The following is a 26,117-nucleotide window of genomic DNA, read 5'->3' as shown; positions in this document are numbered from 1 at the left end:
AGCCGATGCCGTCAGGGCTGCCCGATCAGAGGAGCTGGAAGGACCACTCCTGCTTCCAGCCGCCCTCGCAGCTCCACACGCCGAGTTGCTTGAAGTCGGAGTCGTGGGTGAGGCAGTCGTCGTCGGAGATCTGGATCCGGTACTTGCCGTTGCCGAGGCTGACGAACCGCCACTTCTGGTTGGAGGTGTCGCCCCACGCCTGCTGCTCGGCCAGGTAGGTCTCCGGGTTCTCGGTGAGGTTGTAGCCGAGGTCGTTGACGATCCGGTAGCGGTCGCCGCCCAGCGGTTTGATCGTCCATCGCGACCCCTTGTACCCCAGGATCCCGGCCACGATCGGCGAGCCCCAGCTCGCGGTCTCGGTGGGTGCCGACGCGCCCAGCCCGTTGGACAGTTTCAGGAACAGCGGCCGCTCGGTCGGGACGGCGGAACCGCCACCGGTCGTCGGGGGCTTCGGGTCCGTCGGCGGCTTCGGGTTCGTCGGAGTGCCCGGTTCGGCCGGGGTGATCACGCCGCCGGACTGGGACTCCAGGACCCACTCCTGCTGCCAGCCCCGCTTGCACGTCCACACGCCGAGTTGCTTGAAGTCGGCGTCGTGGGCGAGGCAGTCGTCGTCGGAGATCCGGATCTGGTACCTGCCGTTGCCGACTCCGAAGAGCTCCCACTTCTGCCGCGAGGAGTTGCTCCACGGCTGGAGTTCGGCCATGTAGTTGCTGCTCTCGGTGAGTTCCAGCCCGTAGGAGCTGGTGATGCGGTAGCGACCGCCGCCCACCGAGGTGATCTTCCACTTGGATTCGCTGCCGCCCCGGATCCCGGGGACGACCGAGGCGCCGGCGGAGCCGCTGAGCGGGACGGCGCCCAGTCCGTTGTCGAGCTTCAGGTACACGTCTGCGCCGTTGGCGGGCGTGGTCGGGGTGGTGGTCGGCGGGGTGCCGCCCCAGGCCCAGTTCTGGTTGGGGGCGTCCCGCCTGTCCTCGGCGCCGCAGGCCCAGGCCGTCACCGAACTGCTGTTGGCGGTCCGGCCGCTGAAGTCGTCGATGCAGACGTCCTTGGACCGGTCGTCCTGGTCCGTCATGTGCCTAAAGCCGCCGCCGGCCGACATGTTCCAGCGCTGACCGGGGATTTCCAGGCAGTCCCAGATCTGGAGCTTGGCCCCGTTCTCGGCTCTGTTGTCCGCAAGATCGAGGCACTTGCCGTTGGCTGCCCGGAGCTTGTAGCCGTTGTAGGTCCACTTCTGGGCGTCGCCGCCGTTGCACTCCCACATCTGCACGGGGGTGCCGTTCGCGGTGCCATTGCCGCTGACGTCCAGGCAGGCGTGGTAGCCGGGGCCACTGGAGTCGGGGGTCAGGCTGCCGGTCCTGGTGGCGTAACCGGATCGCGCGGGGAAGTGGATGGTGCGCACGTCACCGTCGCACTTGTAGGGCCGCGCGGTGCCCGACCGGCAGGTCCACGACTCCTTCTTGACGGTGTCGCCGTCATTGCCGACGAACGCCCAGTTCAGGTAGCCGCCGTCGCCCCGGTTGCGGAAGGTCGAGTCCCCCTGGAAGACCCAGATCCGGAACTTGTCGTAGCCGGAGGGCTCCTTCTTCTCCTTGTCCAGGAAGTGGTTGAGTTTGTAGGTGGTGTCGAGCAATACCCCCTTCATATCGGCCTTGTGCTCGTTCGTGAACCATTCGGTGTCATAGAGGTCGGTGCCCACCGTCTTGAACACCATGACGTTGAACCCCGGAAACTTCTGGCTCAACTTCGTCGCGGTGCTCTGGGTGAACTCCGCGTTGTCCAGCTTGTTGAGGTTGGCGGCATTGTGCATGAGTCTGATCGTGTCGAATGCGGAGCTGATCAACGAGCTCATGCAGTTGCCGCCACCAGGCACGGCCGGGGTTCCGCAGGTCTTGTCCACGGGGGCCGCCGCCGGCGCGGCCTGGGCCTGCACGGTCAGGCCGGAGACCACGGCGACTGCTGCCACCCCGCAGGCCAGGGCACGTTTCAGGCGGGACAGGGATTTCATGTCAGAAGCATCTTTCTTCTCGAAGAATATGGATGCTAGACCTCGGAAATCCTCCGTCCCGGGACTCCTGATGGGATCCATACGACAAGGTCGGGAGATCTGCCCTTTCGTGCACCACCCGCCCCGGTGGGCTTTGCGGGACAGGCGTCCTCGGCCGATCCCGGTCCTTTGTGACGGATCGCCGGCTCCGCCGGCGGGCCGTTCCGGATTGGCCGGGCCGGGTTTTCTCCTGCGGAATACGGCGAGGCTCCCGGCCTTGTGCGTGCGACCCTTACGCACCGGACCGGTTGGTGGTTCAGCTGCCGGCCGAGGATCCGGCCCGCCGGCCCGCCGGCCCGCCGGCGCGGACGCGCTGAACGGCCGGCGGGGCGCACCCGGCCGACCGTCAGCGCACTCCGACGGTCCGGGCCTACCGGCCACCCGCGGCGAGGGGGAGCGGTGCCCCGCTGCGGGCGGTGAGCGTCAGCCGCTCCAGCAGCTCGGACGGCGACACGGCGATGACCCGGCAGGTCGCACAGGTGCGGCAGTAGCGCAGGACGGAGCGGTGCAGCAGGCGGTCGAGGCGGCCGTGCCCGCCGGTGCCGACCACGAGCAGGTCGGCCGGGCCGGTGACCGCGCGGACCAAGGCCGCACCTGCGTGCCCCTGGACCACGAGAGGGTGGACGACCAGGCCGGCGGGGTAGCCGCCGAACGTCTGGGCGAAGGCGGTGTCGAGGCGCTTGCGGGCGGCATGCTCCAGCTCGGACAGCGGGCGCAGGTCGCCGCAGCCGGTGCCGTCGGACGGGGACCAGGCGACGACCGGCACCAGCGTGGCGCCGAGCCGGGCGGCCTCCTCCACGGCGCGGTACAACGCGGCGAGGCTGCTCAGCGAGCCGCTGAGTCCGACGATCACGCGGGTGGTTCCGGTCATGGCTGTTCGCCTCCGTCGGCGGATGGGTCTCGCCATGTCCAGTGAACGCGTAGCGAGGGCGTCCGCGGCACCTGCTGACGCCGTCATGACGCCCGGCGGCGGATTCCTGACGGACTCCTGACGTGCGAGGTCTCCGATGGTGACCAGCCGGCTCACCGCGTGAGCGCCCGGCCCGATACGCCACCTCCTGCCGGACCGGCCGGAAGCCGGCAGTGCACGGACACTCGTGGGGTCGTCCCCGCACCAGCCGCCATGGGTGCTGCGCCCGGCCGACGTGGAGTGTCTGCCCTTTCCCGGACGGGCACCCGAGCCACCTCGGCCGACGGCTCCGTCGAGGCCACCTCCGGCCGCCGCGGGACGCGGCTTCCGTTCGCTCGCGGCCGGGCCGGATCTCCCAGTGGGGCAGTACGTTCGACGTCCGGACGCCCCTGCCTCGTCAATGGGGCGTCAGGGAGGCGCAAGGGGTTCGTCAGGGTGGGCGGCCGGACATGGCCCGGACGGGCAGCGGAGGCTTTGATGGGGGCATGAACGGCTCGACACGCCACCACGACCGTCCGCCGCATACGCGGCCGCGGATCGTCGCTGTCGCGGTCGTCACCGCCGTCCGGTAGGACCGAGCCTCCCCGCTCCACTGCCGGCCGTGTCACGAGCCCGACCCCGATCCGTCGCGCCCGTGCCGCTCATCGCGTCCGTCCCTGCCCGTCCATTGTGCGGGCAGGGGCGGGCGCGCGCTCTCATCGCACCAACCTTCCTGCACGGACGGCCCCGTGGGCAGTCGGCACCTGCCGTGCCCGCGTGCCCCGCCGTGCCTTTCACCCTTGGACGGGTCATGTCCGACGCTGTTCTGTCCGCGCTCCCCCAGCCTTCGGCCGGGGGTGCCCCCATCGCCCTCGTCACCGGCGCCTCCTCCGGGATCGGCTGGGAGACCGCCCGCCTGCTGGCCGGGCACGGGGCGACCGTTCTGGTGCACGCCCGCACCACCGCCGAGGCCGAGGACGCCGTCGAGCGTCTGGTCGCCGTGGGCACCCGGCGCAACCGACTCGTCGCGCTGGCAGCCGACTTCACCCGTCTCTCGGAGGTGGCCGTACTGGCCGGCACGGTCGTGAAGCACTACCCGGCGCTGGACCTGCTGGTGAACAACGCCGCCGTGATGGCTCCCGAGCGCTGCACCCTCACCGACGACGGCAACGAGGTCTCGCTCCAGGTCAACTTCCTTGCCGCGCACCTGCTGGCCAAGCTGCTGCGGGCCCCGCTGTCCGCGGCCGGCGACGCGCGGATCGTCAACGTCTCCTCCTCGCTGCACCGCACCGCCTCGATGAACTGGACGGACCCGCACCGGGTGAAGAAGTACTCGCGGGTTGCCGCATACGCGCAGTCGCAGTTGGCGCTGACCATGGCGACCGCCGACATGGCCCCGGCAGGCTCGGGCATCACCGCCGTCAGTCTCAACCCGGGCCCGTGCGACACCGCCTTGCTGCCGCTGTACGGGCGGGTCGGCGCGCCGCCGGCCGAGGGTGCGGCGGCCGTGGTCCGGCTCTGCCTTCCGTCCGCCGCCCTCACCAACGGCGCCTACTACGACGGGGGAGCCGTCGCACCCACCGCCCAGGCGGTCCAGGAGGAGCGCTCGCAGAAGCGTCTGTCCAAGCTCGCCGACCAGCTCGTCGGCCAGGCCGTCTGAACGCGCCGACCCAACGATCCGGGAGGAGCAGCATGCCCAGGTGCTCCCGCAGGAAGCAGGCCGTTGGAGGAAGAAGGCGGACCACGGCCGCCCGCGCCACCTGATCACCGAGCCGGGTATCGGCCACCGCTTCCAGCCATGACCCCGGCGCCAACGATCCGTCAAGATCGATGCCTTGCGCGTCAAGGAGGCGTCAGTGCCGACCGGACAGGGCGGGTTCCGGCCATAGCGTGATCAGTGCAGAAACGGTTCGCCACCAGCTCAACGGCTGGGGGCGGCCCGGGCCGAATCCCAGCCCCGGCCAGCTGCGCCGGGGCAAGTTCGGCGGCCAGTGAAAAACAGGGGAGGGGGCGCGCGGCGATGCCAACGGGTTCGTCGAGCGGAACGATCGTCGTGGGGAAAGCGGGCGAGCCGGGGGTGGCGAGCCCGGATACGACTGTTCCACGACCCGTGCCGCGTGTCCCCCGTCACTGGACCTCCCCCGGCTGGCGCAGCCGTGCCTGGTGGAACACCCCGCGCCTGGTCCGCGCGCTGACCGCCCTCTGCCTGGTGGCGCTGCTCGCCGCCGGGGCCGTGACCGCCACCGTCCTGGGCGGGGCCCGGGACGGGACGGACGTGATCGGCCACCGGGCCGCCCCGCAGGTGGTGCGCTCGGCCGACCTGTACTTCGCGCTCAACGACATGGACGCCCAGGCCGCCAACCTGCTGCTGTTCGGCGCCGAGCCGGACTACGCGAAGCCGCGCCAGGAGACGCTGGACACCTACGAGCGGCGCCGCACCCAGGCCGACAACGACCTGCAGCGCGTCGCGGAGGCGGCGGCGGGCGATCCGGCCGGACAGCGGGCCGTGCAGGCGGTGATCGGCGAACTCGGCCACTACGAGGCCCTGGTGGCCCGGGCCCAGCTCCTGGAGGACCAGGCCCACGCACCCGCGGGCAAGCCGTCGGCGGACGCGCTGGCGTCCTACCGGCAGGCCACCGACCTGCTGCGGCAGCGCCTGCTGCCCGCCGTGGACGAGGTGACGGCGGCCAACTCGGCCACCGTCCAGCACATTTACGACGCCCGGCGCGGTGATCTGGCGGCCGGCTGGTGGTGGATCCTGGTCACGGGTCTGCTCGCGCTCGCCGCGCTCGGTGTGCTGCAGCGGTTGCTGGCGGTCTGCTTCCACCGGCTGGTCAACGTGCCGCTCGCCGTCACCACCCTGCTCGCCCTCGCCGGGTTGCTCACCGCGCTGACGCTGGCCTCCCGGGCCGACCACCAGCTGGTCGTGGCGAAGAGCAACTCCTTCGACTCGGTGATCGCGCTCAGCCGCGCCAGGGCGGTGGCGTACGACCTCAACGCGGACGAGAGCCGCTACCTCACGGATCCGGCCCGCTCGGCCGCCTACGAGCAGAGCTTCCTCGACAAGACCCAGTCCTTCGCCCGCCTCGACGGCGCCACCCTGGCCGGCTACAACACCGAGCTCGCCTCCTTCGCGGACCGGCATCGCGCCGACCACGCCGCCGTCGGCTTCGGCGGGTACCTCGGCGACGAACTGCGCAACATCACCTTCGACGGGGAGCAGGACGCCGCCGAGCAGGTGCTGACCGCTTTCCAGCAGTACCAGCGGGACGACCGAAAGATCCGCGAACTGAACGTGCAGGGGCGCCTCAAGGAGGCCGTCACCTTCAACACCGGCACCGCCGCCGGCCAGTCCAACGCCGACTTCGGCGTGCTCAGCGGCGCCATCGACGCCACCCAGGCGATCAACCAGCGAGCCTTCGAGAGCGCGGTCGCCGCCACCGACGACGACCTCGGCGTGACCACCGCAGCCCTCGGCGGGGCCGCGCTCGCGGCGGCGCTGGCCCTGACGGCGCTGGGAGTCCGGCCGCGGCTCCGCGAGTTCGGGTGATCCCCGGCGGGCTGATCGAAGTTCGTCGGGACCCGTCAGTGGATCATCGAAGCGGGGCTTTCGGTGAATCCGGTGCACAGCGTGCCGTGGAAGGTCACGGCGTGGACGGTGAGGTCGTGCTGTCCGCCGAGGATCCGGATCCGTTGCGCGCCGGCGTTGCCCGTCGTGCCGTTCATCGCTCCGTCTCCGTCTCCGTCTCCCTCTCCGGTCGCGCGCCGACGGTCCTTGTCAGCCGAGGCCGGGGACGAACCGGATCAGCAGGTCGATGGCCTTGATGCCGAGGAAGGGGAGGATCAGGCCGCCGAGTCCGTAGACGCGCAGGTTGCGGCGGAGCAGGTCGGTGGCGTTGGCGGGCTGGTAGCGGACGCCACGCAGGGCGAGCGGGATCAGGGCGACGATGATCAGGGCGTTGAAGACGATCGCGGAGGCGATGGCCGAGGTCGGGCTGTGCAGTTCCATGATGTTGAGATGCCGCAGTCCGGGGTGCGAGGCGGAGAACATCGCGGGGATGATCGCGAAGAACTTGGCGACGTCGTTGGTGATCGAGAAGGTGGTCAACGCTCCTCGGGTGATGAGGAGTTGCTTGCCGACGCGGATGATCTCGATCAGCTTGGTGGGGTTGGAGTCGAGGTCGACCATGTTGCCGGCCTCCTTGGCTGCCGGGGTGCCGGTGTTCATGGCGACGCCGACGTCGGCCTGGGCGAGGGCGGGGGCGTCGTTGGTGCCGTCGCCAGTCATCGCGACCATGTTCCCGGCCGCCTGCTCCTTCTTCAGGTAGGCGAGTTTGTCCTCTGGCGTGGCCTCGGCCAGGACGTCGTCCACGCCGGCCTCGGCGGCGATGGCCCGCGCGGTGAGCGGGTTGTCCCCGGTGACCATCACGGTGCGGATGCCCATCCGGCGCAGCTCCGCGAAGCGTTCGGCGATGCCCTCCTTGACCACGTCCTTGAGCTCGACCACGCCCAGCGCCCGCGCGCCGTGCCGGTCGTGGACGGCGACCAGCAGCGGGGTGCCGCCGGCGGCGGAGATCCGGTCGACCACGCCCTTGGCCTCCATCGGAAGCCGGCCACCCGAGCGCACCACCCACTGGGCGACCGCACTGGCCGCGCCCTTGCGGACGAGGCAGCCTGCCCCGTCCGGCCAGGAGAGGTCGACGCCGCTCATCCGGCTCTGCGCGGTGAACGGGACGGGCCGGTGCTCGCCCAGTTCGCCCGGTGCGCGCGGCGGTACCCAGTACTGGCGGTCGGTGAGCTCGATGATCGACCGGCCCTCGGGGGTTCCGTCGGCGAATGAGGCGAGCTGGGCGGCCTCGGCGAGCTGTTCGACGGTGGCGCCGGGGAGCGGGTGCAGGGCGGTCGCGCGGCGGTTGCCGTGGGTGATGGTGCCGGTCTTGTCGAGCAGCAGCACGTCCACGTCGCCGGCCGCCTCGACGGCGCGGCCGGAGAGCGCGACCACGTTGCGCTGCACCAGCCGGTCCATGCCGGCGATGCCGATCGCCGAGAGCAGGGCACCGATGGTGGTCGGGATGAGCGCGACCATCAGGGCGACCAGGACGACGCTGGTCTGCGGGGCGCCCGCGTAGATCGCCATCGGCTGGAGCGACACCACGGAGAGGACGAAGACGACGGTCAGCGAGGCGAGGAGGATGTTGAGGGCGATCTCGTTCGGGGTCTTCTGCCGGTTCGCGCCCTCGACCAGGGCGATCATGCGGTCGATGAAGCTCTGGCCCGGCCGGGAGGTGATCCGGACGACGAGGTGGTCGGAGAGCACCCGGGTGCCGCCGGTGACACTGGTGCGGTCGCCGCCGGACTCGCGGATCACGGGCGCGGACTCGCCGGTGATCGCCGACTCGTCCACCGAGGCCACGCCCTCGATCACCTCGCCGTCGCCGGGGATCGCCTCGCCGGCATGCACGAGCACGATGTGGACGGTCGGTGGGATTCGGCGTAACGGGGACGCGGCACAGCGAAGCACCGGATCTCCGCACGCCCGGCGCATCTTGACGGGAGCTTGGCGCGGCGCCGTTCATCCTTGACAGCTCCCTGACGTCGCGTCGGACCCCTCCCCGCCGGACCGCCCCGCCACGGTCGCCCGCCACGGTCGCGCCGACGACCCGCGCCGAGGATCACCAGGAGCCACGTGGCGCTGTCGGGTCTGCTGCGGCGCGCCGAGACCGGGTCGGCGGCGAGCGGCACTCCCGGCCGGTGGTCGCCGTGCATGATCGGTGCATCGACCGCCCGATGCACCTCGCCGGAGCGGGAGCAGTCCACCCGGAGGAGGATCACCTTGGCCAGGGACGGTTCCACTGCACGGCCGCCGGAGGCCCGCCACTCGCCCGCGCACGACACGGCGCGGCTCGGGCTGGTGGTCGGTGCTCTCGGCGTGGTCTTCGGCGACATCGGGACCAGCCCGATCTACACCCTCCAGACGGTGTTCGATCCGGACGACCCCCACCCCGTTCCGGTCACCACGCAGAACGTGTACGGGGTGGTGTCGCTCGTCTTCTGGTCGGTGGTGATCATCGTCCTGGTCACCTATGTGCTGCTGGCGATGCGCGCCGACAACGACGGCGAGGGCGGCATCATGGCGCTGATCACCCTGCTGCGACGCTCGGGCTCAAGGCGCGGCCGGCGGACCACCGCCGTGCTGGCCGCGTTGGGCATCTTCGGTGCGTCGCTGTTCTTCGGCGACAGCATGATCACCCCGGCGATCTCGGTGCTCTCCGCGGTCGAGGGCCTCAAGGTCGTCGAGCCCTCGCTGGGGGACGCGGTCGTGCCGATCACCGCGGCGATCATCGTGGTGCTGTTCCTGGTCCAGCGCAGGGGAACGGCGGCGGTCGGCCGGGTGTTCGGGCCGGTGATGATCGTCTGGTTCACGGCCATCGGCGCGTGCGGCCTCTCCGGTATCGCCGACCACCCTCGGATCCTCAGGGCGCTGTCGCCGAGCTATGCCCTGGGCTTCCTGTTCGGCCACTTCGGCACCGCGTTCTTCGCCCTCGCCGCGGTGGTGCTCGCCGTCACCGGCGCCGAGGCGCTCTACGCCGACATGGGGCATTTCGGCCGCCGGCCGATCACCCGCGGCTGGCTGTTCCTGGTCTTCCCCGCCTGCGTGCTGAGCTACCTCGGCCAGGGCGCGCTGATCCTGGACGACCCGGCGCACATCAGCAGTCCGTTCTTCCTCCTGGTACCCGGCTGGGGACGCTGGCCGATGGTCGTGCTGGCGACGGCGGCCACCGTGATCGCCTCCCAGGCCGTGATCACCGGCGCGTACTCGGTCGCCTCCCAGGCCGCCCAGCTCGGCTACCTGCCGAGGCTGCGGATCGCCTACACCTCCGAGTCCACCATGGGTCAGATCTACGTCCCCTGGATCAACTGGCTGCTGATGGTCTCGGTCCTCACCCTGGTCTTCGCCTTCCGCAGCTCCGCCGCCCTGGCCTTCGCCTTCGGCATGGCGGTCACCGGCACCATCACCATCACCACCCTGCTGTTCTTCCACGTGGCCCGCGCCCGGTGGGACACGCCGAAGTGGCTGGTCGCCGTCGGGGCGACCGTGCTGCTCTTCGTCGACCTGCTGTTCGTGGCCGCCAACGCGACCAAGCTCCTCCACGGAGCCTGGCTGCCGCTGCTCATCGGCCTCAGCGCGTTCACCGTCATGACCACCTGGCAGCGCGGCCGCGAGATCGTCACCACGGGGCGGGCGCGCCACGAAGGCCCGCTCCGCGAGTTCGTCGATGGCCTCCACACCGGGCAGGTACGGGCACAGAAGGTCCCCGGCACGGCCGTATTCCTCAACCGGGGCAAGCAGACCGCACCGCTCGCCATGCGCGCCAACGTCGAGCACAACCACGTCCGGCACGACCAGGTCGTGATCCTCTCCATCGAGACCGAGACGGTGCCCCGCGTACCGGCCGATCGGCGGATCCTCCTCGACGACCTCGGCTACGCCGAGGACGGGATCATCCACGTCACCGCCCGGTTCGGCTACATGGAGACCCCGGACGTGCCCGGCACGCTGGCGCTGCTCGACCCGGCACGGACGGAAGGACGGCTGGAGCTCGACCAGGCGTCCTACTTCCTGTCGAAGATCGAGCTCCGGCGAGGGAAGGAACCGACCATGGCACCCTGGCGCAAGCGGCTGTTCATCGCCACCTCCTACATCACCGCCGACGCCGCCGAGTACTTCGGCCTGCCCCGCGACCGCACCATCATCATGGGCTCGCAGATCGAGGTGTAGGTGTCGGGGTCGGGGCTGGCCTGCACTGCTCCGCCCCCGGTACGAGGTGAGCAGCCTCCCGCGAGGACCAGAAGACGCATCTCGTCCGCGACGCGACGCCACTGCAGGATCACGTCCCAGCCCCCCCGGACAGGGCTGACCGCCAAAGCCCCGTCAAGACGGCCGTCAAGCGCGTCAAGGACGCGTCAGGGCGGGCGGACGGAGGCTCGGCCGCACCTAGCGTGATCTGCGAGGAAACGGTTCGCCGCTCGGGCGTGGGGCCTGGCGGCGAACCGTTTGCCGACCCCCGGCCCCGGTGAGTTCCACCGGGATGGTTCGGCGGCCGGTGAAGGCAGGGGGAGAGGCGCACGGCGACGCCAACGGGTACGCCGGGCGGTACGGCCGACGCGGAGACCACGGGTCGCGTCGGCCGGGCGTCGCCGACAGCGACCGCCTGCGTCATCGGCCCGGCCGGCAGCAGGATGTGCGTGGGCTTGGTCCACCCGGCGTGAATGGTGCATCACTATTGACGACTTGTTGACAACTCCTGTCATTAACCAACTTGACCGGATCATCGACCAGGGGAGGGAATGATCAGCGGTGAGATCGCCGGATTTCAACGAAGGGGCCGACACGGCCGGGAGTCCTGCGCCTCTGAAGGCGGCGCTGCACGAACTCGCGGAGGAGAACGACAGGATCCGCGCGCTCGGCGCCCGCTCGGCCGCCTCCGCGGCGGCAGCCCTCGACGGATTCGCCACCGGCGACGCGCTGCGTACGGCGCTCACCCGATGGCAGCACCGGGCCGATGCGGTGGCCGAATCGCTCGCCGAGGCGTCGACGGCCCTCGGTGACAGCCCGGATCCTGGCGCCTGACCGATCGAGCCGGAAGCGCGCTCCATGCACCCGACCGAACTCGCCGGGCAACTCGACGGCCGGACCGCTGTGAGGGTGCGGCCCCACGAGTCTCGCGCCGCCAACGCCGAGGCCCGCTGGATCTGCCATCTGCACGGCTGCCGGACAGCGGACGAACGCCGCGCCGGGCCGCACCCGGAACTGCTCGCCGTCCCGGACTCCGCCCCTGCTGCCCTCAACGAACGACGGCCTCGGGGTCAAGGGGCCGCAGGTTCACATCCTGTCGCCGGTCGGTCCGGCTCACCCGCGGAGCGGCTCCTGACCGGCGGCGATGGCAGGGGTGACCGTCCAGGAGGGGTGGGTGTTGACCTGGGTCACGGTGGCCCCGCCCAGCTGCTTGTAGCGGGCCGCGATCTGCTCGGCCTCCCCGACGGGCAGCGCCCCGCCGTGCTCCTCGGCTCGGGCGATGGTCTCCTCCGGCCCGGAATCCCGGTTGGCCAGCACGATCGCGTTGACGGTCGGCCGACGCATCCGGTCGTAGCGGTTCAGAGCGGCGACGGCGTCGTCGTCCCGGGCCAGGCACCAGGCCAGCACCCGGCCGTCGACGACGGACTGCGATCCTCCGTTCATGCCCATGGGGAACATCGGGTGCGCGGCGTCGCCGAGGAGCGTGACCCGTCCGAAGCTCCAGCGGGGCAGCGGATCGCGGTCGATCATCGGGTACTCGACGATCGCCGAGGAGCGTTCGGCGAGCGCCGTGAGGTCGATCCAGGGCAGGTCCCACGACGACAGCCCGGCGCGGGCCTCCGCCGCGGTGACGCGACGGCCGGGGCCGCCCGCGGGTGGGGCGGACGGGCCGTGCCGCACCTCCAGCACCCAGTTCACCAGGGCGTCGGCGGACGCGGTCGCGGTGTCCTCGATCGGGTAGGCGACGAACTTCGCGCCGGGGGTGCCGCCGGCCACCACGATCGAACGGCCGTCGAGGACGTGCGGGAGCTGTGCGACCCCGCGCCACATGTGGACGCCGTTCCCGTTCGGGAGGCCCTCGTCCGGGTACAGCCGACTGCGGACCGCGGAGTCGATGCCGTCGGCGCCGACCAGCACGTCGGCGTCATCGACCACGGGCCGACCGCTCGACCGGTCCAGGAACTGGGCGCGGACGCCGCCGGCGCTCTGCTCGAAGCTCCGGAACCGCAGGCCGGTGCGGACCGAGTCCGGCCCCAGCCGCTCGCGTACCGCCGCGAGCAGCAGCATCTGCAGACGGCCGCGGTGCACGGAGTACTGCGGCCAGTGGTACCCGGCGGCGCGTCCCAGCGGCTCCTCCCAGACCGTCCGGCCCGCCCGGTCGCGGTAGCTCAGCAGGTGCGGGGGCAGTGCGACGGAGGCCAGCTCGCCGTCCAGGCCGAGTTCGGATAGTTCCCGGACGGCGTGCGGCAACAGGTTGATCCCGACGCCGACCGCCTCGACCGTGCGTGCCGCCTCGTACACCCGTGGTGCGAAGCCGGCGGCGTGCAGGCTCAGGGCGCAGGTCAGTCCGGCGATGCCGCCGCCGACGACGGTCACTCTCATCGGTCCGTTCCCACCCTTCGCCGGGCCGGGAGTCCGGCCGACACACTGCCACCAAGCTTCGGGGCCCCGGCCGCGCGCGTCCAATACGGATCGGTGATGGGGGCGGTCACGATCGCTGATCGCGCCTGGGCCCGCTGTACCGGGACGGAACCCGGGACCGCACGCCGGATCGGTGGTCGATGTCACAACCAGGCTGGTGAGCTGCGGAATTGATAGTCTGTCGGCCGTGGAACTCCGTACCCTTGAGTATTTCGTCGCGGTGGCGGAGGAGCGGTCGTTCACGAAGGCGGCGGCCCGCTGTCATGTCGTGCAGCCCGCGATCAGCCAGCAGATCCAGGCCCTGGAGAAGGAGCTGGGGGAGCTGCTGTTCGAACGGCTGCCCCGGCAGGTGGTCCTCACCTCCGGCGGCGCCGCGCTGCTACCGCACGCCCGTGCCTGTCTGGCGTCGGCCGCGTCGGCCGTCCTGGAGTTCGCCGACCGCTCGGGCCTGCTCGGCGGCTCGTTCGCGCTGGGGACCGTCGGCGGTCTGGAGGGCACCGGCATCCCCCGGCTGCTGGGGGAGTACCACCGCCGGTACCCCCGGGTCGCGGTGAGTCTCACCGGGGCGTCGAGCCCGTCACTGCTGGCGAAGGTCCGCGACGGGGAGATCGACGCGGCCGTGGTCGCGGGACCGCCGGACGGCGAACCCGCCGGGGTGGCCTCGCGGGTGCTCCTGGAGGACCGGATCGTCGCGGTCCTCCCCGCCGGAAGCCGGCCCGCGAACCGTCCGATGACCTTCGACGAGGCGGTCCGCGGTTCGGTCATCAGCTACGGCCCCGACAGCGGAGTGCACGCGTTCGTCCGCGCGGCCTTCGCCGCGGAGGGGCTGCGGCTGGACATCGCCTACGCGACGAACGACGTCGCCCTCCAGCTCGCGCTGGTCGCCGAGCGGATCGGTATCGCCCTGACCTCCCGTGCGAGTCCGGTCCTCGCCGCCGACCCGCGCTTCACCGTGGTGCCGCTGGAGCCCGCCATCCGGTTGCGGAAGGTGTTCGTGTGGAGAGCCGGTACCCGGCCGAGCGTGCCGCTGAGGGCCTTTCTCGACCTGTGGGCGGAGCTGTCCGACCTGCCGGCGCCCGACGGTCCGGCGGCCGGGGCCGTCGTCGGTGGATGACGTCCGCAGGGGGCGCAGGCCGAAGCGGTTCGGCGCACCGCCGGACCGGGGCGCGAAGGGGCTACGGCCCGAGGGGTGATGACGGTTCGGCAGCACTCTCTCGGATCAGGCGGCGGTAGTGGAGCGGGGCTGTGCCGGTGACGCGTTTGAAGGCGTTGCTGAAGGCGCTCTCCGAGGAGTACCCGAGGGCGGCGGCCAGGGCGGCGACCGGCCTGTCGTCGTACCGAAGGCCGTGTCGGGCCAGCCGTATACGCCAGTTGCAGAGGTAGGTCAGGGGCGGAGCGCCGGCGACGGTCCTGAACCGGTTCGCGAAGCTGGTGCGCGACATGGCCGCCGCCGTGGCCAGTTCGGCCAGGGTCCACGGGTGGGCGGGGTCTCCGTGCATGAGCCGCAGCACCGGGCCGATGCGCGCGTCACTCAGCGCCCGCAGCCAGCCGGTGGGGAAGGTGTGGGCCTCGCGCAGGAAGGCGCGCAGGACCTGGACGAAGAGCAGTCGGGCCAGGTGGTTCGCCGCGAACGTGGCGCCGGGCCGGTCCGCACGCATCTCGTGGAACGCCTGGGTGAGGAGCCAGCGGGCGGCCGGAGCCTCGGGCGTCGTGGCCCGCATGTGCATCAGGGGCGGCAGCGCGTCGAGGAGAAGGTCCCGTCCGGCGGCTTCGAGCTCGATGTGGCCCCCGATCGCGACGGTCTCCGGGGCGCCCGGAGGCCCTGCGTGGTGGAAGGGCTCCACGGTCGCCTTCGGCAGCGGCAGGGCTTCGGCCGGAGGCAGGCCCGGTGCGCTTGCCAGCACGTACCGCCGATCGCCGGCGAGGACCACGACATCGCCCGCCTCCAGCAGGACCGGCGCGGCGATCCCGTCCATCAGCAGCCAGGTGGTGCCTTCGAGGACCGCGTGGAGCTTCAGCCTGCCGGGCGCGGGAAACGCCAGCGACCAGGGGCCGGTGAAGGTGAGGCCACGCGTCAGTGCCCAGCGGGCGCCGGCCAGTTCGAGTGCCTCGGCGATCGGGTCGCCCCCCATCGGGTGCGGGGACGGCACGGGCAGGAGGTCCATGGCGGGACTGTCGCGCAATCCGCAAGGGCGGGCAACTCTCCTCCCACGACCGGAAACCCGGCGCCGACCAGGGCCGGAACACGGGCCCGTCGCCCGGAGCCACGCCTGCGGGCCTCGGGGGATGCTGCTCCGGTCGGCATCCGATGGCCGGCGGGGCCCTCCGGCGGCCGGATGCCGGCCGAGTGACTCCTTTCACCCGAACGCGGTACCCGCTACCGGCGGGCCTGGACAGGGATGCCCGGCCTCCCGGGGAAATGGCGTGGACGGCGGCGTGCCCGAGTGCGGACTCTCGCGCAGGTTACCCGTACGGGCAAGCATTCACATGCCGCGACCGGTCGGTCACGATCGGTTGCGGCGCATACGCACGCTGTGCTGTGCGACCGGAGTCGGGCCGCCGACCGGTGGCCGGCTCCCCAGTCTCAGGAGGTAGTTCCCATGGGCGGATTCCAGGACCGCGACAAGTTCCACCCGGACGAGGTCGTGCTGTCGGTCGCCGAGCAGCGCATCATCGCCGAGTTCGCCACGGACGGCCGGGCCGACTCGGGCGAGTCCACCGACGAGGGCTGACACCAACCCGAGGGCATGAACAGCCAGGGGCGCCGGGCCGCGGCGGTCGCACACCGTCCACCGCGGGCCGACGCCCCACCGAGCAGACGGGACGGCCGTGACCACCACCCCCACACACACCGCACCTCCCCAGTCCGGGGAACGCAGCCTCCTCCCTGACGCGGCGTCCGGAAGGGCTGCGGCCGCGATCGCGGCCCTGGGGCTGGAGGCCGATCTCGCCCCGATCCTCGACGGCAGTCCCGGGACCTGGCGGTGCGTCCTGAGCCGAGCCGGAGTACCGCTGCGCACCGGGCTCGGGCTGGGCAAGGGCGGTCGGGCGGAGGCCCGGGCGGGTGCGCTGTTCGAGGCCCTGGAACACTTTCTCAGCGGGGTCGACGGACTGGTCGGCGCGCCGATCCGGTTGGCCGCCGCCCACGGCGTCGCCCGTGGTCCGCTCCGGTACGACGTCGCCGCCGCGCTGCTGGCCCAGGCGCCCGACCACCCGCTGGGATGCCTGCCGTACCGGTCACTGGACGGCGGCCCGGACACCGACGTCCCGCTCTTCCTGTCCATGCCCGAATACCTGAGACCGGCCGGCGACGACCTGCGCCGGGAGGCCGGCGACTCCTACGACTACCGGTCGGTGGGCCGCTACTCGGTCAACAACGGCTGGGCCGCCGGGGCCGATCCGGTCGAAGCCGCCGTGCACGCGATCAACGAGCTGATCGAGCGTGACGCGCTTTCCCTGCTGCTGGTCGGCCAGTTCCTGCGGGAGCGGCCGCGGCGGCTGGTCGTGGTCGACCCGGCGTCGCTGCCCGGCGACCTCACCACCCTCCTCGGCTTCACCACCGCCCGCACCGGCCGGCCGGTGCACCTGATCGACATGACCACCGACCTGGGCGTGCCGGCGTACACGGCCTACCAGGCACCGCCCCCGGGGCGGCCCGCGCGGATCTGCGGGTGGGGCGCGTCGCTCTCGCGCCGCTACGCGATCTCGCGGGCACTGAGCGAACTCGTCCAGCTGCACAGCACCATCGGCCTGCGTGAACAGTACGCGGATCTGCTGCCGGCGCAGCGTGACGACACCGGCCCCTACCCCGGGCTCCACGCCTGCTACCTGTCCGACTTCGGCGCCGCGCTGGAGGCCGCCGAGGTGCGCCCGTTCGAGCCGACCGTGGCGCCGGACACCCCGCACGGGCATCTCGACCGACTCCTGGGGCTTCTGCGGGAGCGCGGCTTCGCGGCGTACCAGCGCGACCACCACGTCACGCCGGACGCTGCCGTGGTCAATGTGCTGGTGCCCGGGCTGGAGCGGTTCATGCTGGTCACCGATGGCCAGGTCGTGGTGCCCGGTGGGCGCGGACTCGCGGAGGCCCGCAGTGAGTGAGCCGGTGTGGCGCCCGCTCGCCCGCTCCGACGCGCGCCGCACCGCGGAGCTGCTGGCCGTCTGCGAGCGCGCCGACGGAACGGGCGACCGGCGGGGCGAGCAGGACGTCCTCGACGGCTGGGCCGCTTCGGGCATCGACCTGGCCGCCGGCACGATCTCCGGCTGGGCCGGACCGGAGCAGGTGGCGCATGCGGTCACGCGGACGCGTGAACAGGCGGACCCCGTCCACGAGATGACCGTGGAGATCGCGGTGCACCCGGCCTACCGGACCTCGGAGACGGCCGAGTACCTCCTCGCCTGGTGCCGTCGCGCGGCCACCCGAAGGCACCGGCAGCGGTTCACCGGCACCCCGCTGGAGCTCCACGCCCGGACGCACGGCCGTCAGCGGTGGCTCGCGGGGCAGTTGGATGCCGCAGGGTACCGAAGGGCACGCAGCTACCGGGGCATGCGGATCGACCTGGCGCGGTACGCGTCGGCCGCCGCGCGGTTGCCGCCGCGCGGCACCGCGATCGTGCCGTTCGAGGACCGGTACGACGCGCAGTTGCTGGCGGCCCGGAACGAGATCTTCGCCGACACCTGGGGCAGCGTGCGGATGACGGCGGCGACCTGGCGTCATTCCGTGACCGGCAGCCCGTACTTCCGCCCCGCGTCGTCCTTCCTGCTGCTGTCCGCCGAGTGCCGGGAGATTCTCTGCTACCTGCTCTGCACCGAACTCGCCGACGCGGGAGCCGAACGCGAGCTCTACCTCGCCAACGCGGGCACCCGCCCGGACCTGCACGGCCGAGGCCTGTACCGCGCCGTGTTCACCCACACGCTCGCCCGGGCGAAGGCCGAGGGCTACCGGTGGGCCGTCGCGGACGTCGACTCCACCAACGCCATGGCGGCCGGCGGCTTCTACGACCGCGTGGGCCTGCGCACCTTCCGCACCTGGACCGGGCACGTGCTGGACCTCGCGGGCACGGCGGAGAGCAGCCCCGCCCGCGGGCGGGAGGCCGTCGGCCGGACGGGGGCGAGCGAGCGGACACCACGACCGCCGGGGCACGGCCCTGCCGCACGAAAGCTCGACCCACTGGTCACGGGCGGTCACCTGGGTGAGACGTCAGCGCTGTCCGGGTGAGTGCAGCGACCCCGGGTGCGGGCCGGGCAGGCACCTGCGGGGTGTCCGTGCGATCGTTCGAGCAGGGCGGTGCCGGACGGCGTGGGTGGGGGCGCGCAGACCGGGGGACCGGGCCGGCACGGCGAGTCCTGGCGACCAGCTGGAGGAGTCCGCGATGGATCTGCACCTGTCGGGCAAGGCCGCCGTGGTCACCGGGGCGGGGAAGGGTATCGGCCTCGCGGTCACCCGCGCCCTCGCCGCCGAGGGGGCCAGTGTGCTGGCCGCCTCGCGAACCGTGACCGAGGAACTCGCCCGCCTCGGCCGCGGTGCCAACGTCGTCCCGCTGCCAGTGGACCTCACCGCCCCGGACGCCCCTGCTCGCGCTGTCGACCAGGCTGTTTCGCTCTTCGGCGGGCTCGACGTCCTGGTCAACAACGTCGGCGCCGTCCTCCCCCGCCTCGACGGCTTCCTCTCCGTGACCGACGACGACTGGACGCGGACGCTGACGATCAACTTCCTGGCCGCCGTCCGGACCACCCGAGCGGCACTGCCCCACCTCCTGGAGCGCGGCAGCGCCTCGATCGTGACCGTCAGCTCGGTCAACGCCTACCTTCCGGACCCGCTGGTCATCGACTACAGCGCGGCGAAGGCGGCGCTGGCCAACTTCTGCAAGTCCCTCTCCAAGGAGGTCGGCCCCCGAGGCGTGCGGGTCAACACGATCAGCCCGGGGCCGGTCTCGACAGCACTGTGGCTCGGCGAGGACGGCGTCGCAGCGACCGTGGCGAAGGCCGGCGGCGGCACGGCGGACGACGTGGTCCAGCGGGCCACGGCAGAGTTCGCCACACGCCGCTTCACCCGCCCGGAGGAGGTCGCCGACCTCGTCGTGCTGCTCGCCGGTGACCGCACCGGCAACGTCACCGGCGCCGACTTCCGGATCGACGGCGGACTCGTCACCACCCTGTGACGCCTTCAGGGCGAACCGTCGAACGGTCCGGAATCGAGGGGCGGTCGCGGCCCGTAGCCGGGAGTAATAGCGTGGATACCCAAGGTGGTCCTTCTGTCATGGCTTGGTGTCCGCGAATGGGGAAATCATGACCAACAAGGCCGGCATCGTCTTCGCCCACGGACTCTGGGCCGACGGCTCGTGCTTCAACAAGCTCATCCCCGCCCTCCAGGCCGAAGGGCACGAGGTGTCCGCCTCGCAGCACGGCCTGGACTCGCTCGCGGGCGACGTCGCCTGCGTCACCCGCTCCATCGACCACGTGCCGGGGCCGGTCGTGCTCGTCGGTCATTCCTACGGCGGCACGCTGATCACCAAGGCCGGCACCCACGACCGCGTGGGCGCCCTGGTCTACATCGCCGCCCTCGCGCCTGACGATGACGAGACCTCGCAGGACCAGCAGGACAAATTCCCGCGCACGCCCGTCTTCGACCACATCGACATCGCCGACGGCCGGATCTGGCTCCTTGAGTCCGGCGTCGGCGACTTCTGCGGCGACCTTCCGGCAGCCGAGCAGAAGCTCGTCCTCGCGACGGGCGCCGTGCCGGTCCCCGACCTGTTCACCCAGCAGGTTCCCGGCACCGCCTGGCGCACGAAGCCGAGTTGGTACATCGTCGCGAACAACGACCGCACGGTGCACCCGGACCTGGAGCGGGCGGCCGCCGAACGCATCGGCGCCAAGACCTACGCCGTCGACAGCAGCCACGTGCCCATGCTCTCGCATCCCGACCTCGTCCTCGACGTCATCCGCGACGCCGCGAAGACCCTCGAAGCGTAGAACCGGTGCCGGGGAGGCGTGCCCTTCCCCGCGCGGTCTGCCGCCCGTCGGCGTAGCCCCGTGCCCTGGGCCGCTCTGCCGTCGCGCTGTGCGTATCGACCGTGCCAGGTCGGGCGGCGCCTGCTTCACGGGTCGAGGGTCGCGTGAAGCAGGCGGCCCGGGCCGCTCGGGTCAGCCCAGCACGCGGTCGAGGTTGAAGGCGGCGCTGATCAGGGAGAGGTGGGTGAAGGCCTGGGGGAAGTTGCCGAGCTGTTCGCCGGTCGGGCCGATCTCCTCCGCGAACAGGCCGACGTGGTTGGCGTAGGTGAGCATCTTCTCGAAGGCGAGCCGGGCCTCCTCCAGCCGGCCCGCGCGGGCCAGCGCCTCCACGTACCAGAAGGAACAGATCGAGAAGGTGCCCTCGGGGCCGTGCAGGCCGTCCGGGCTGGTGGCCGGGTTGTAGCGGTGGACCAGTGAGTCGGAGACCAGGTCCGTGGCGAGGGCGTCCAGGGTGGAGAGCCACTTGGGGTCGGTGGGCGAGACGAACTTGGCCATCGGCATCATCAGCAGCGAGGCGTCCAGCTCGTCGTCGTCCAGAGCCTGGGTGAACGCGCTCCGCCGGGCCGACCAGCCGCGCCGCATGATCTGCCGGTAGATCGCGTCCCGGGACTCCCGCCAGCGGGGCAGGTCGGCCGGCAGGCCGCGGCGGTTCGCCATCCGCATCGCCCGCTCCAGCGCCACCCAGCACATCAGCCGCGAGTACACGAAGTCCCTGCGGCCCGCGCGGGTCTCCCAGATTCCCTCGTCGGGCTGGTCCCAGTGCTCGCAGAGCCAGTCCGCGACCGCGCCGACCTCGTCCCAACGCTCGCTGCCGATCGGCTGCCCCCACTTGTCGTACAGGTAGACGGAGTCGATCAGGGCTCCGTAGATGTCCAGCTGGAGCTGGCCCGTCGCGGCGTTGCCGACCCGGACCGGCGCGGAGCCGAGGTAGCCCTCCAGGTGCGGCAGCTCGTACTCGGGCAGCTCACTGCGCCCGTCGATGCCGTACATGATCTGCAACGGGCCGGTCGCGCCGGCGCCGCGCATGACACCGCGTTCGTCGAGGAACCCCATGAACGCCTCGGCCTCCGAGGTGAACCCCAGCCGCAGCATGGCGTAGACGCAGAAGGCGGCGTCCCGGACCCAGACGTACCGGTAGTCCCAGTTGCGCTCGCCGCCGATCAGTTCGGGCAGGCTGGTGGTCGGTGCGGCGATGATCGCCCCGGTCGGCGCGTAGGTGAGCAGCTTGAGCACCAGGGCGGAGCGGTTCACCATTTCCCGCCACCGTCCGTGGTAGCGCGAACCGGCCAGCCAGTGACGCCAGAACCGGACGGTCGCCTTGGCCTGCTCCTGCGCCTCGGCGCGTGGACAGGACCGAGGGGCCACGTCGTCGCCGATCTGGTCGAGGGCGAAGACGTGGGACTCGCCCTCCAGGAGCTTGAAGTGCGACCACACGTCCAGGCCGTCGCTCTCCAGGGGTGCGGTGGACGTCAGGGCGAGCGTCAGGGACGGGGAGCGGAACACCGCCTGGTTGCCTTCGAGGTGTGTGGTGTGCGCTTCGGCGCCGTAGCCGAAGCGGGGGGCGATGCGCGCTCCGAAGGGGAGGGTTCCGCGGACGCAGAGCACCCGCCGGATCAGCCGGTGCCGGGCTGCCTCGCGCGCCTCGTCGACCAGGGGCATGAAGTCCTGGATCTCCGCCACACCGTCTGCGGCGAAGAACCGCGTGATCAGCACGTTCGTGTCGGGGAAGTAGAACTGCCTGGTGCGGGTCGGGACCTCGGCGGCCAACTCGAACGACCCGCCCCGGTCGGCGTCGAGGATGGACCCGAACACACTGGGCGCATCGAAGCGCGGGCAGCAGTACCAGTCGATGGTGCCGTTGGTGCCGACCAGCGCGGTCGTCCGAAGGTCGCCGATCAGGCCGTGCTCGGAGATCGGTAGGTAGCGGGAGTCGCCCGCCTGCGCGAACCCGGTCGTGTCGAACGCCATGCCGGCCTCCCTGCCGCTGAGGTGCGGGCCTGGAGATGGAGCCTTGCCCTTCATGCTAGATCGCCACCCGGGATGCGGCTCCGTCGGAGTCGCGGGCGCCGGTTCCGCATCACCCCGCCCAGGGCGGTGTCTGCTGCACCGGGCGGTGCCGGAGGCACTGGCGAACGCACTGCTCCTGCCTGCATGCCTGCCGCGACGCGCTGCCGGCGCCGCGGGGTTCCGCCTCCTGGCGGCCCGGATGCTAGGACGCCGGGCGGCCGGGCTCCGCGCCGTCGGCCGTGGCCGCGGAGTCGCAGATGTCGGCGTCGGCGTCGCAGGGCCGGCTCCCCGGTCCGGTGTCCAGCGCACTGCGGGCGACCCGCCCGAGCAGGGCCCGGAACGCCTCGCGCCCGGTCTCGTCGACGGCGGAGAGAAGGGCGTCCTCGGCCTCGCGCACCTGGCGCCGGAGGTGTTGCAGGGTGTCGATGCCGTGGTCGGTCGCAACGATCCTGCGCCGTCGCCGGTCGGAGGGGTCGAGTCGGCGCACGACCAGGTCGGCCGCGACCAGATCGTCGAGCAGGTAGGTCATCACGGTGCGGTCGATCCGCAGATAGCCGGCCAGGGCGAGCTGGCTCGGCCCGTCGCCGTCCACCACGGCGGCAAGCGTCTGGAAGCCGCGCGCACCTTGCGGCACGGCCTCCAGGACCGAGGAGACGGCGGTCCGGTAGGCATGCGCCACCACCATCAGCGAGAACCCGAAGTCCTCGGTGAGATCGGCGCACCCGGCCGCCGGCGCGGTGGACGTCTCGCTGCCCATGACAGGAATGGTACCCAGCGACTCTTTGTTGACCAGATCGTCTGCTCGGCAGACGATCTGCCGGGCCGCGTACCGTGCAGGCGCCATGCGTCCGCGCACGAGGAAAGGCAGGGCCCGTCATGCCCAAGATCGGCATCATCCTCGGCAGTACCCGCCCCAACCGCAACGGCGAACAGGTCGCCCGCTGGGTGCTGGACATCGCCGCACGCCGCACAGACGCCCGGTTCGAGCTCCTGGACCTGCGTGACCACCCGCTGCCGCACCTCGACGAGCCCATGCCGCCCTCGCTCGGCCGGTACCAGAACGAGCACACCCGGCAGTGGGCTGACACGATCGCGTCGTTCGACGGGTTCGTCATCGTGACGCCGGAGTACAACCACGGCATCCCCGGCGTGCTGAAGAACGCCCTGGACTTCCTCTACGCCGAGTGGAACAACAAGGCGGTCGGCTTCGTGTCCTACGGCGGGGTCGGTGGCGTCCGGGCGGTGGAGCAGCTGCGTCTGGTGGCCGGCGAGCTCCAGCTGGCCGACGTGCGCCAGCAGGTCGCGCTCTCGCTGATCACCGAGTTCGAGAACTACCAGGTCTTCAAGCCCGGCGACTACAACGTGCCCGCCCTGAACACGATGATCGACCAGGTCATCGCCTGGAGCGCCGCGCTCGCCCCGCTTCGGGAGTCCCGGGCCCTCGTTGCCTGAGCCGGGTTCGCGACCTGTGGCGGCCTGTCGGGATCAAGGAGTCAACGGCTGTTCACGGGTGCTGAGTTGAATGTCTCGCGGTAGGTGCTCGGCGGTGCCCCGACGTGTGCTTCGATTCGTTGCCGGCGTGCTTCGGCGTCGGGATCAGGCGCGGCGTCGGTTGCTGTCATGGCGGAGGCGGTCGGTGTGGGCGGTGAGGGCGTCGAGGCGCGTGGCGAGGTCGGTGTGGCCGGTGCCGAGGTGGGGGCGGATGTGGGTGAGGGGTGTGACGAGGTCGGCAGGGTCGGCGGTGCCGAGGGCAGTGGCGAGGGCTCTCTGGGCCGGGCGTGCTGCGGGGGCCAGATCGGTGAGGGCGGTGATCCGGGCGGCGATCACGCGCAGGTCGGCGGCGTTGTCGCGGGCCCAGGCGGTGACGGCGCGGTCGGCGGCGCGGCGGTCGCGGACGGTCTTGACCCGTCCGGCGCGGGTGTCCCCGGTCGCGTCGGTGCTGTCGGCGGGGCGCAGGCGCAGGTAGCGGTTCTCGGCGGCCTGCCGGCTGGCGACGCCCATGGGATGGGCGAGGTCGGCCCAGGTGGCGCCGGCGGCGCGGGCGGTCTCGACGAGGCCGGCCTCCCAACCGGCGAGGTTGGTGCGCAGTTCGCGCAGCAGCAGGAGCGCGGCGAGGGCCGTGGCGGGGTCGGTCGCGGGCTCGGGGCCGGTGGTGGTGGGCGGGGTTCGGGCGGTGCGGACGGCGTCGTCCATGGCGGCGAGCGCGTCGGCCGCGGCGAGGAAGGAGGAGGGCTCGGTCGGCGAGGTGTTCCCGGTCGGCGGGGTGGTCGGTTTGTCTGCCATTCGCTGTCACTCTCCCAGTGACTCGTGAGGTTGTCATCGAGTGGATGACATGTTAGAACGGATTCAGGTGAAGCGCACTGGCACCCATTCGATCTGTGGAGGTGTTTCGCGATGCTGATGCGCACTGACCCGTTCCGCGAGCTGGACCGGCTGTCCCAGGAGTTCCTGGGCACGACGGCAGGCACGTGGTCGCGGCCGAGTCCGATGCCGCTGGATGCTTACCGCGCCGGCGACGAGTACGTAATCTGCTTCGACCTGCCCGGGGTGGATCCGCAGGCGATCGACATCGACGTCGAGCGGAACATGCTGACCGTGAAGGCCGAGCGCCGTCCCCGCCATCAGGGTGAGGACGTGAAGTGGGAGCTGTCCGAGCGCCCGCTCGGCGTCTTCTCGCGGCAGGTCATGCTGTCCGACACCCTGGATCCCGAGGGGATCAGCGCCGACTACGACGCCGGTGTGCTGACTCTGAAGATCCCGGTCGCCGAGCGGGCCAAGCCCCGCAAGATCGCGATCAGCCACAGCGGCGACCGCAAGCAGATCCGGGCTTGATCAGCACGGTTCCGACCGAGGCCGGCCCGCGCGGATCTCTCCCCTCATGCGCGCGGGCCGGCCCGCCTCCGGGCCGCGGTCCGGAGGTTCGTGCCGGGCGGAGGACGAGGGTGTCATGTCCGATCGACGGAGGATGGCGGCGACCGTGGTGACCGTGAGCGGCGACCTCGACCTCGACACCGCCCCGGCACTGTGCGGCGCACTGACCACCGCCCTGAACAGTCACCGCGAGGTGGTACTCGACCTGTCCGGGGTGGAGTTCATGGACTGCGCGGGCCTGGGCGCCCTCGTCCAAGCCCACAACCAGGCCGACCGAGTCGGCGCGCGCCTGGTCCTGCGTGGTGCTGACCGCTCCGTCGTGCGGCTGCTGGGACTCACCGGCCTCGACCGGCGCCTGAGGGTGGGACCCGGGCCGGGAGCCTGCGCGGGTGCCGTCTGAGCGAAGGGAGATTCGTGGTGACCCTGCAATGGGAGGCGTTCCTGGACCGGGTCCGCGACCTCGGCCGCTACACGACCGCCCACCACGCCGAGCACGTCCTGGAAGCCGTGCTGGCCGTACTCGGTTCCCAGCTCACCGGCGAGGAGCGCTGCGACCTCGCCGCCGCTCTGCCGGTGCGGGCCCGCACCGCCCTCGCCGCCCCGATTCCCCTCACCCAACCGGTCCCGGCCCCCGCGTTCGTCGAGGCCGTCGCCCGCGAGCTCGACACCACCCTGGCCCAGGCCCGCTGGGACGCCTCCGCCGTCCTGGTCGCTCTCGGCGGCCTCGTCGGCGACCGGCTCACCGACCGCCTCCTCACCCACCTGCCCCGCGGGTACGCGCTCCTGTTCGGACGGGCCGACCTCGTCACCACCGCCTGAACCGGTGCCCGGCACCGGTGGTCGCCACTGCCCGGGTCACGGCAGTTCGGTCGCGTGCAGGCAGGTGTGCGCGTGCAGGCAGGTGCCGGCCGGCCTGCGGGAGGAGGGGGCGCACCGGTCGGCGCCCAGGAGTCTCCACTTGATCCTGGTCAGGTGCCGTCGCGCCCGCGTGGCGGCGTCGGCCCGCCGCCGACACCGTGGTTCCCGACGGGCAGCGGGGAAGCTACGGCCGCTGCCCGGGCGCTCGACCGGTCCTG

Annotated in this window: 22 protein-coding genes and 1 pseudogene; 14 read left to right on the top strand and 9 right to left on the bottom strand. The window is 71.8% G+C overall.

Going from position 1 to position 26,117, the window contains the following annotated elements; translation table 11 throughout:
• Positions 1 to 25: 25 nt before the first annotated feature.
• Together OH807_RS07070 and OH807_RS07065 are read right to left on the bottom strand one after the other, a co-directional pair.
• Complete coding sequence (locus tag OH807_RS07070) at positions 26 to 2,005, bottom strand: ricin-type beta-trefoil lectin domain protein (RefSeq protein WP_406195243.1); 1,980 nt, start codon at positions 2,003 to 2,005, stop codon at positions 26 to 28.
• Between the two features lie 409 nt (positions 2,006 to 2,414).
• Complete coding sequence (locus tag OH807_RS07065) at positions 2,415 to 2,915, bottom strand: universal stress protein (RefSeq protein WP_406195241.1); 501 nt, start codon at positions 2,913 to 2,915, stop codon at positions 2,415 to 2,417.
• An 829-nt stretch (positions 2,916 to 3,744) separates the two neighbouring features.
• Here OH807_RS07065 and OH807_RS07060 point away from each other — a divergent pair.
• Together OH807_RS07060 and OH807_RS07055 are read left to right on the top strand one after the other, a co-directional pair.
• On the top strand, positions 3,745 to 4,593 hold the full coding sequence (locus OH807_RS07060) for an SDR family NAD(P)-dependent oxidoreductase (protein WP_406195239.1): 849 nt from the start codon (positions 3,745 to 3,747) through the stop codon (positions 4,591 to 4,593).
• Between the two features lie 450 nt (positions 4,594 to 5,043).
• Positions 5,044 to 6,483 (top strand): hypothetical protein, encoded by a 1,440-nt coding sequence (locus OH807_RS07055; RefSeq protein ID WP_406195237.1) that lies wholly within the window; start codon positions 5,044 to 5,046, stop codon positions 6,481 to 6,483.
• Positions 6,484 to 6,518: 35 nt separating this feature from the next.
• On the opposite strand, the gene OH807_RS07050 is transcribed toward OH807_RS07055, so the two are convergent.
• On the bottom strand, positions 6,519 to 6,659 hold the full coding sequence (locus OH807_RS07050; RefSeq protein WP_406195235.1) for a hypothetical protein: 141 nt from the start codon (positions 6,657 to 6,659) through the stop codon (positions 6,519 to 6,521).
• 52 nt (positions 6,660 to 6,711) lie between these two features.
• Positions 6,712 to 8,478 (bottom strand): annotated as a pseudogene (gene kdpB, locus OH807_RS07045) (potassium-transporting ATPase subunit KdpB); the annotation flags it as partial.
• A 288-nt stretch (positions 8,479 to 8,766) separates the two neighbouring features.
• Here kdpB and OH807_RS07040 point away from each other — a divergent pair.
• Both OH807_RS07040 and OH807_RS07035 read left to right on the top strand, forming a co-directional pair.
• The gene (locus OH807_RS07040; protein WP_406195232.1) at positions 8,767 to 10,713 is read left to right on the top strand and encodes a potassium transporter Kup; all 1,947 of its coding nucleotides are present in this window, start codon (positions 8,767 to 8,769) and stop codon (positions 10,711 to 10,713) included.
• Positions 10,714 to 11,292: 579 nt separating this feature from the next.
• On the top strand, positions 11,293 to 11,565 hold the full coding sequence (locus tag OH807_RS07035) for a hypothetical protein (RefSeq protein ID WP_406195229.1): 273 nt from the start codon (positions 11,293 to 11,295) through the stop codon (positions 11,563 to 11,565).
• A gap of 279 nt (positions 11,566 to 11,844) precedes the next feature.
• Here the strand turns inward: OH807_RS07035 and OH807_RS07030 are convergent, their stop codons facing one another.
• Positions 11,845 to 13,113, bottom strand: coding sequence for an FAD-dependent monooxygenase (locus tag OH807_RS07030; RefSeq protein WP_406195226.1), 1,269 nt, complete (start codon positions 13,111 to 13,113; stop codon positions 11,845 to 11,847).
• 226 nt (positions 13,114 to 13,339) lie between these two features.
• Between OH807_RS07030 and OH807_RS07025 the strand changes: the two genes are divergently transcribed.
• Positions 13,340 to 14,266 carry a LysR family transcriptional regulator gene (locus OH807_RS07025; protein ID WP_406195224.1) on the top strand — a complete coding sequence of 309 codons (927 nt, stop codon included), beginning with the start codon at positions 13,340 to 13,342 and terminating at the stop codon, positions 14,264 to 14,266.
• A 61-nt stretch (positions 14,267 to 14,327) separates the two neighbouring features.
• Here the strand turns inward: OH807_RS07025 and OH807_RS07020 are convergent, their stop codons facing one another.
• Positions 14,328 to 15,317 (bottom strand): AraC family transcriptional regulator, encoded by a 990-nt coding sequence (locus OH807_RS07020; protein ID WP_406195222.1) that lies wholly within the window; start codon positions 15,315 to 15,317, stop codon positions 14,328 to 14,330.
• A gap of 435 nt (positions 15,318 to 15,752) precedes the next feature.
• Here OH807_RS07020 and OH807_RS07015 point away from each other — a divergent pair, with 435 nt between their 5' ends.
• The 5 genes from OH807_RS07015 to OH807_RS06995 all read left to right on the top strand — a co-directional run bounded on the left by OH807_RS07015 (position 15,753) and on the right by OH807_RS06995 (position 20,124).
• The gene (locus tag OH807_RS07015; RefSeq protein ID WP_406195219.1) at positions 15,753 to 15,884 is read left to right on the top strand and encodes a hypothetical protein; all 132 of its coding nucleotides are present in this window, start codon (positions 15,753 to 15,755) and stop codon (positions 15,882 to 15,884) included.
• 97 nt (positions 15,885 to 15,981) lie between these two features.
• Positions 15,982 to 17,250, top strand: coding sequence for a YcaO-like family protein (locus OH807_RS07010; RefSeq protein ID WP_406195216.1), 1,269 nt, complete (start codon positions 15,982 to 15,984; stop codon positions 17,248 to 17,250).
• Positions 17,243 to 18,367 (top strand): GNAT family N-acetyltransferase, encoded by a 1,125-nt coding sequence (locus OH807_RS07005; RefSeq protein ID WP_406195213.1) that lies wholly within the window; start codon positions 17,243 to 17,245, stop codon positions 18,365 to 18,367. Before OH807_RS07010 ends, OH807_RS07005 begins: the two co-directional genes overlap by 8 nt.
• A gap of 154 nt (positions 18,368 to 18,521) precedes the next feature.
• Positions 18,522 to 19,310 (top strand): SDR family NAD(P)-dependent oxidoreductase, encoded by a 789-nt coding sequence (locus OH807_RS07000; RefSeq protein WP_406195210.1) that lies wholly within the window; start codon positions 18,522 to 18,524, stop codon positions 19,308 to 19,310.
• Between the two features lie 127 nt (positions 19,311 to 19,437).
• Positions 19,438 to 20,124 carry an alpha/beta fold hydrolase gene (locus OH807_RS06995; RefSeq protein ID WP_406195208.1) on the top strand — a complete coding sequence of 229 codons (687 nt, stop codon included), beginning with the start codon at positions 19,438 to 19,440 and terminating at the stop codon, positions 20,122 to 20,124.
• Between the two features lie 171 nt (positions 20,125 to 20,295).
• Here the strand turns inward: OH807_RS06995 and OH807_RS06990 are convergent, their stop codons facing one another.
• Together OH807_RS06990 and OH807_RS06985 are read right to left on the bottom strand one after the other, a co-directional pair.
• Entirely contained in the window at positions 20,296 to 22,131 is a 1,836-nt protein-coding gene (locus OH807_RS06990; RefSeq protein WP_406195206.1) for a glycoside hydrolase family 15 protein, read from the bottom strand.
• A gap of 241 nt (positions 22,132 to 22,372) precedes the next feature.
• Positions 22,373 to 22,927, bottom strand: a complete 555-nt coding sequence (locus OH807_RS06985) for a MarR family winged helix-turn-helix transcriptional regulator (RefSeq protein ID WP_406195204.1) — start codon at positions 22,925 to 22,927, stop codon at positions 22,373 to 22,375.
• A 119-nt stretch (positions 22,928 to 23,046) separates the two neighbouring features.
• Between OH807_RS06985 and OH807_RS06980 the strand changes: the two genes are divergently transcribed.
• Positions 23,047 to 23,622 (top strand): NADPH-dependent FMN reductase, encoded by a 576-nt coding sequence (locus OH807_RS06980; protein ID WP_406195202.1) that lies wholly within the window; start codon positions 23,047 to 23,049, stop codon positions 23,620 to 23,622.
• A gap of 144 nt (positions 23,623 to 23,766) precedes the next feature.
• Here OH807_RS06980 and OH807_RS06975 read toward each other — a convergent pair whose 3' ends face one another.
• Positions 23,767 to 24,453, bottom strand: coding sequence for an HSP18 transcriptional regulator (locus tag OH807_RS06975; RefSeq protein WP_406195199.1), 687 nt, complete (start codon positions 24,451 to 24,453; stop codon positions 23,767 to 23,769).
• A gap of 111 nt (positions 24,454 to 24,564) precedes the next feature.
• Between OH807_RS06975 and OH807_RS06970 the strand changes: the two genes are divergently transcribed.
• From OH807_RS06970 to OH807_RS06960, 3 genes are all read left to right on the top strand, one after another.
• Positions 24,565 to 25,002: an Hsp20/alpha crystallin family protein gene (locus tag OH807_RS06970; protein ID WP_406195197.1), complete on the top strand. Its 438-nt coding sequence runs from the start codon at positions 24,565 to 24,567 to the stop codon at positions 25,000 to 25,002.
• 115 nt (positions 25,003 to 25,117) lie between these two features.
• Positions 25,118 to 25,441, top strand: a complete 324-nt coding sequence (locus tag OH807_RS06965) for an STAS domain-containing protein (RefSeq protein WP_406195195.1) — start codon at positions 25,118 to 25,120, stop codon at positions 25,439 to 25,441.
• A gap of 17 nt (positions 25,442 to 25,458) precedes the next feature.
• A complete protein-coding gene (locus OH807_RS06960) occupies positions 25,459 to 25,860 on the top strand; it encodes a DUF2267 domain-containing protein (RefSeq protein ID WP_406195192.1) in 402 nt (133 codons plus the stop codon).
• The last annotated feature ends 257 nt before the right edge of the window (positions 25,861 to 26,117 follow it).

It is taken from the genome of Kitasatospora sp. NBC_01560 (assembly GCF_045208415.1).
Taxonomy (GTDB): Bacteria; Actinomycetota; Actinomycetes; order Streptomycetales; family Streptomycetaceae; genus Kitasatospora.
Note: the sequence above shows the minus strand (reverse complement) of the source record. Positions and strands in the feature narration are given on the sequence as shown.

Coding starts and splice junctions, on each gene's coding strand:
- OH807_RS07070 (WP_406195243.1), bottom strand. CDS start 2,005: ATGAAATCCCTGTCCCGCCTGAAACGTGCCCTGGCCTGCGGGGTGGCA.
- OH807_RS07065 (WP_406195241.1), bottom strand. CDS start 2,915: ATGACCGGAACCACCCGCGTGATCGTCGGACTCAGCGGCTCGCTGAGC.
- OH807_RS07060 (WP_406195239.1), top strand. CDS start 3,745: ATGTCCGACGCTGTTCTGTCCGCGCTCCCCCAGCCTTCGGCCGGGGGT.
- OH807_RS07050 (WP_406195235.1), bottom strand. CDS start 6,659: ATGAACGGCACGACGGGCAACGCCGGCGCGCAACGGATCCGGATCCTC.
- OH807_RS07030 (WP_406195226.1), bottom strand. CDS start 13,113: ATGAGAGTGACCGTCGTCGGCGGCGGCATCGCCGGACTGACCTGCGCC.
- OH807_RS07020 (WP_406195222.1), bottom strand. CDS start 15,317: ATGGACCTCCTGCCCGTGCCGTCCCCGCACCCGATGGGGGGCGACCCG.
- OH807_RS07015 (WP_406195219.1), top strand. CDS start 15,753: ATGGGCGGATTCCAGGACCGCGACAAGTTCCACCCGGACGAGGTCGTG.
- OH807_RS07000 (WP_406195210.1), top strand. CDS start 18,522: ATGGATCTGCACCTGTCGGGCAAGGCCGCCGTGGTCACCGGGGCGGGG.
- OH807_RS06995 (WP_406195208.1), top strand. CDS start 19,438: ATGACCAACAAGGCCGGCATCGTCTTCGCCCACGGACTCTGGGCCGAC.
- OH807_RS06990 (WP_406195206.1), bottom strand. CDS start 22,131: ATGGCGTTCGACACGACCGGGTTCGCGCAGGCGGGCGACTCCCGCTAC.
- OH807_RS06985 (WP_406195204.1), bottom strand. CDS start 22,927: ATGGGCAGCGAGACGTCCACCGCGCCGGCGGCCGGGTGCGCCGATCTC.
- OH807_RS06980 (WP_406195202.1), top strand. CDS start 23,047: ATGCCCAAGATCGGCATCATCCTCGGCAGTACCCGCCCCAACCGCAAC.
- OH807_RS06975 (WP_406195199.1), bottom strand. CDS start 24,453: ATGGCAGACAAACCGACCACCCCGCCGACCGGGAACACCTCGCCGACC.
- OH807_RS06970 (WP_406195197.1), top strand. CDS start 24,565: ATGCTGATGCGCACTGACCCGTTCCGCGAGCTGGACCGGCTGTCCCAG.
- OH807_RS06965 (WP_406195195.1), top strand. CDS start 25,118: ATGTCCGATCGACGGAGGATGGCGGCGACCGTGGTGACCGTGAGCGGC.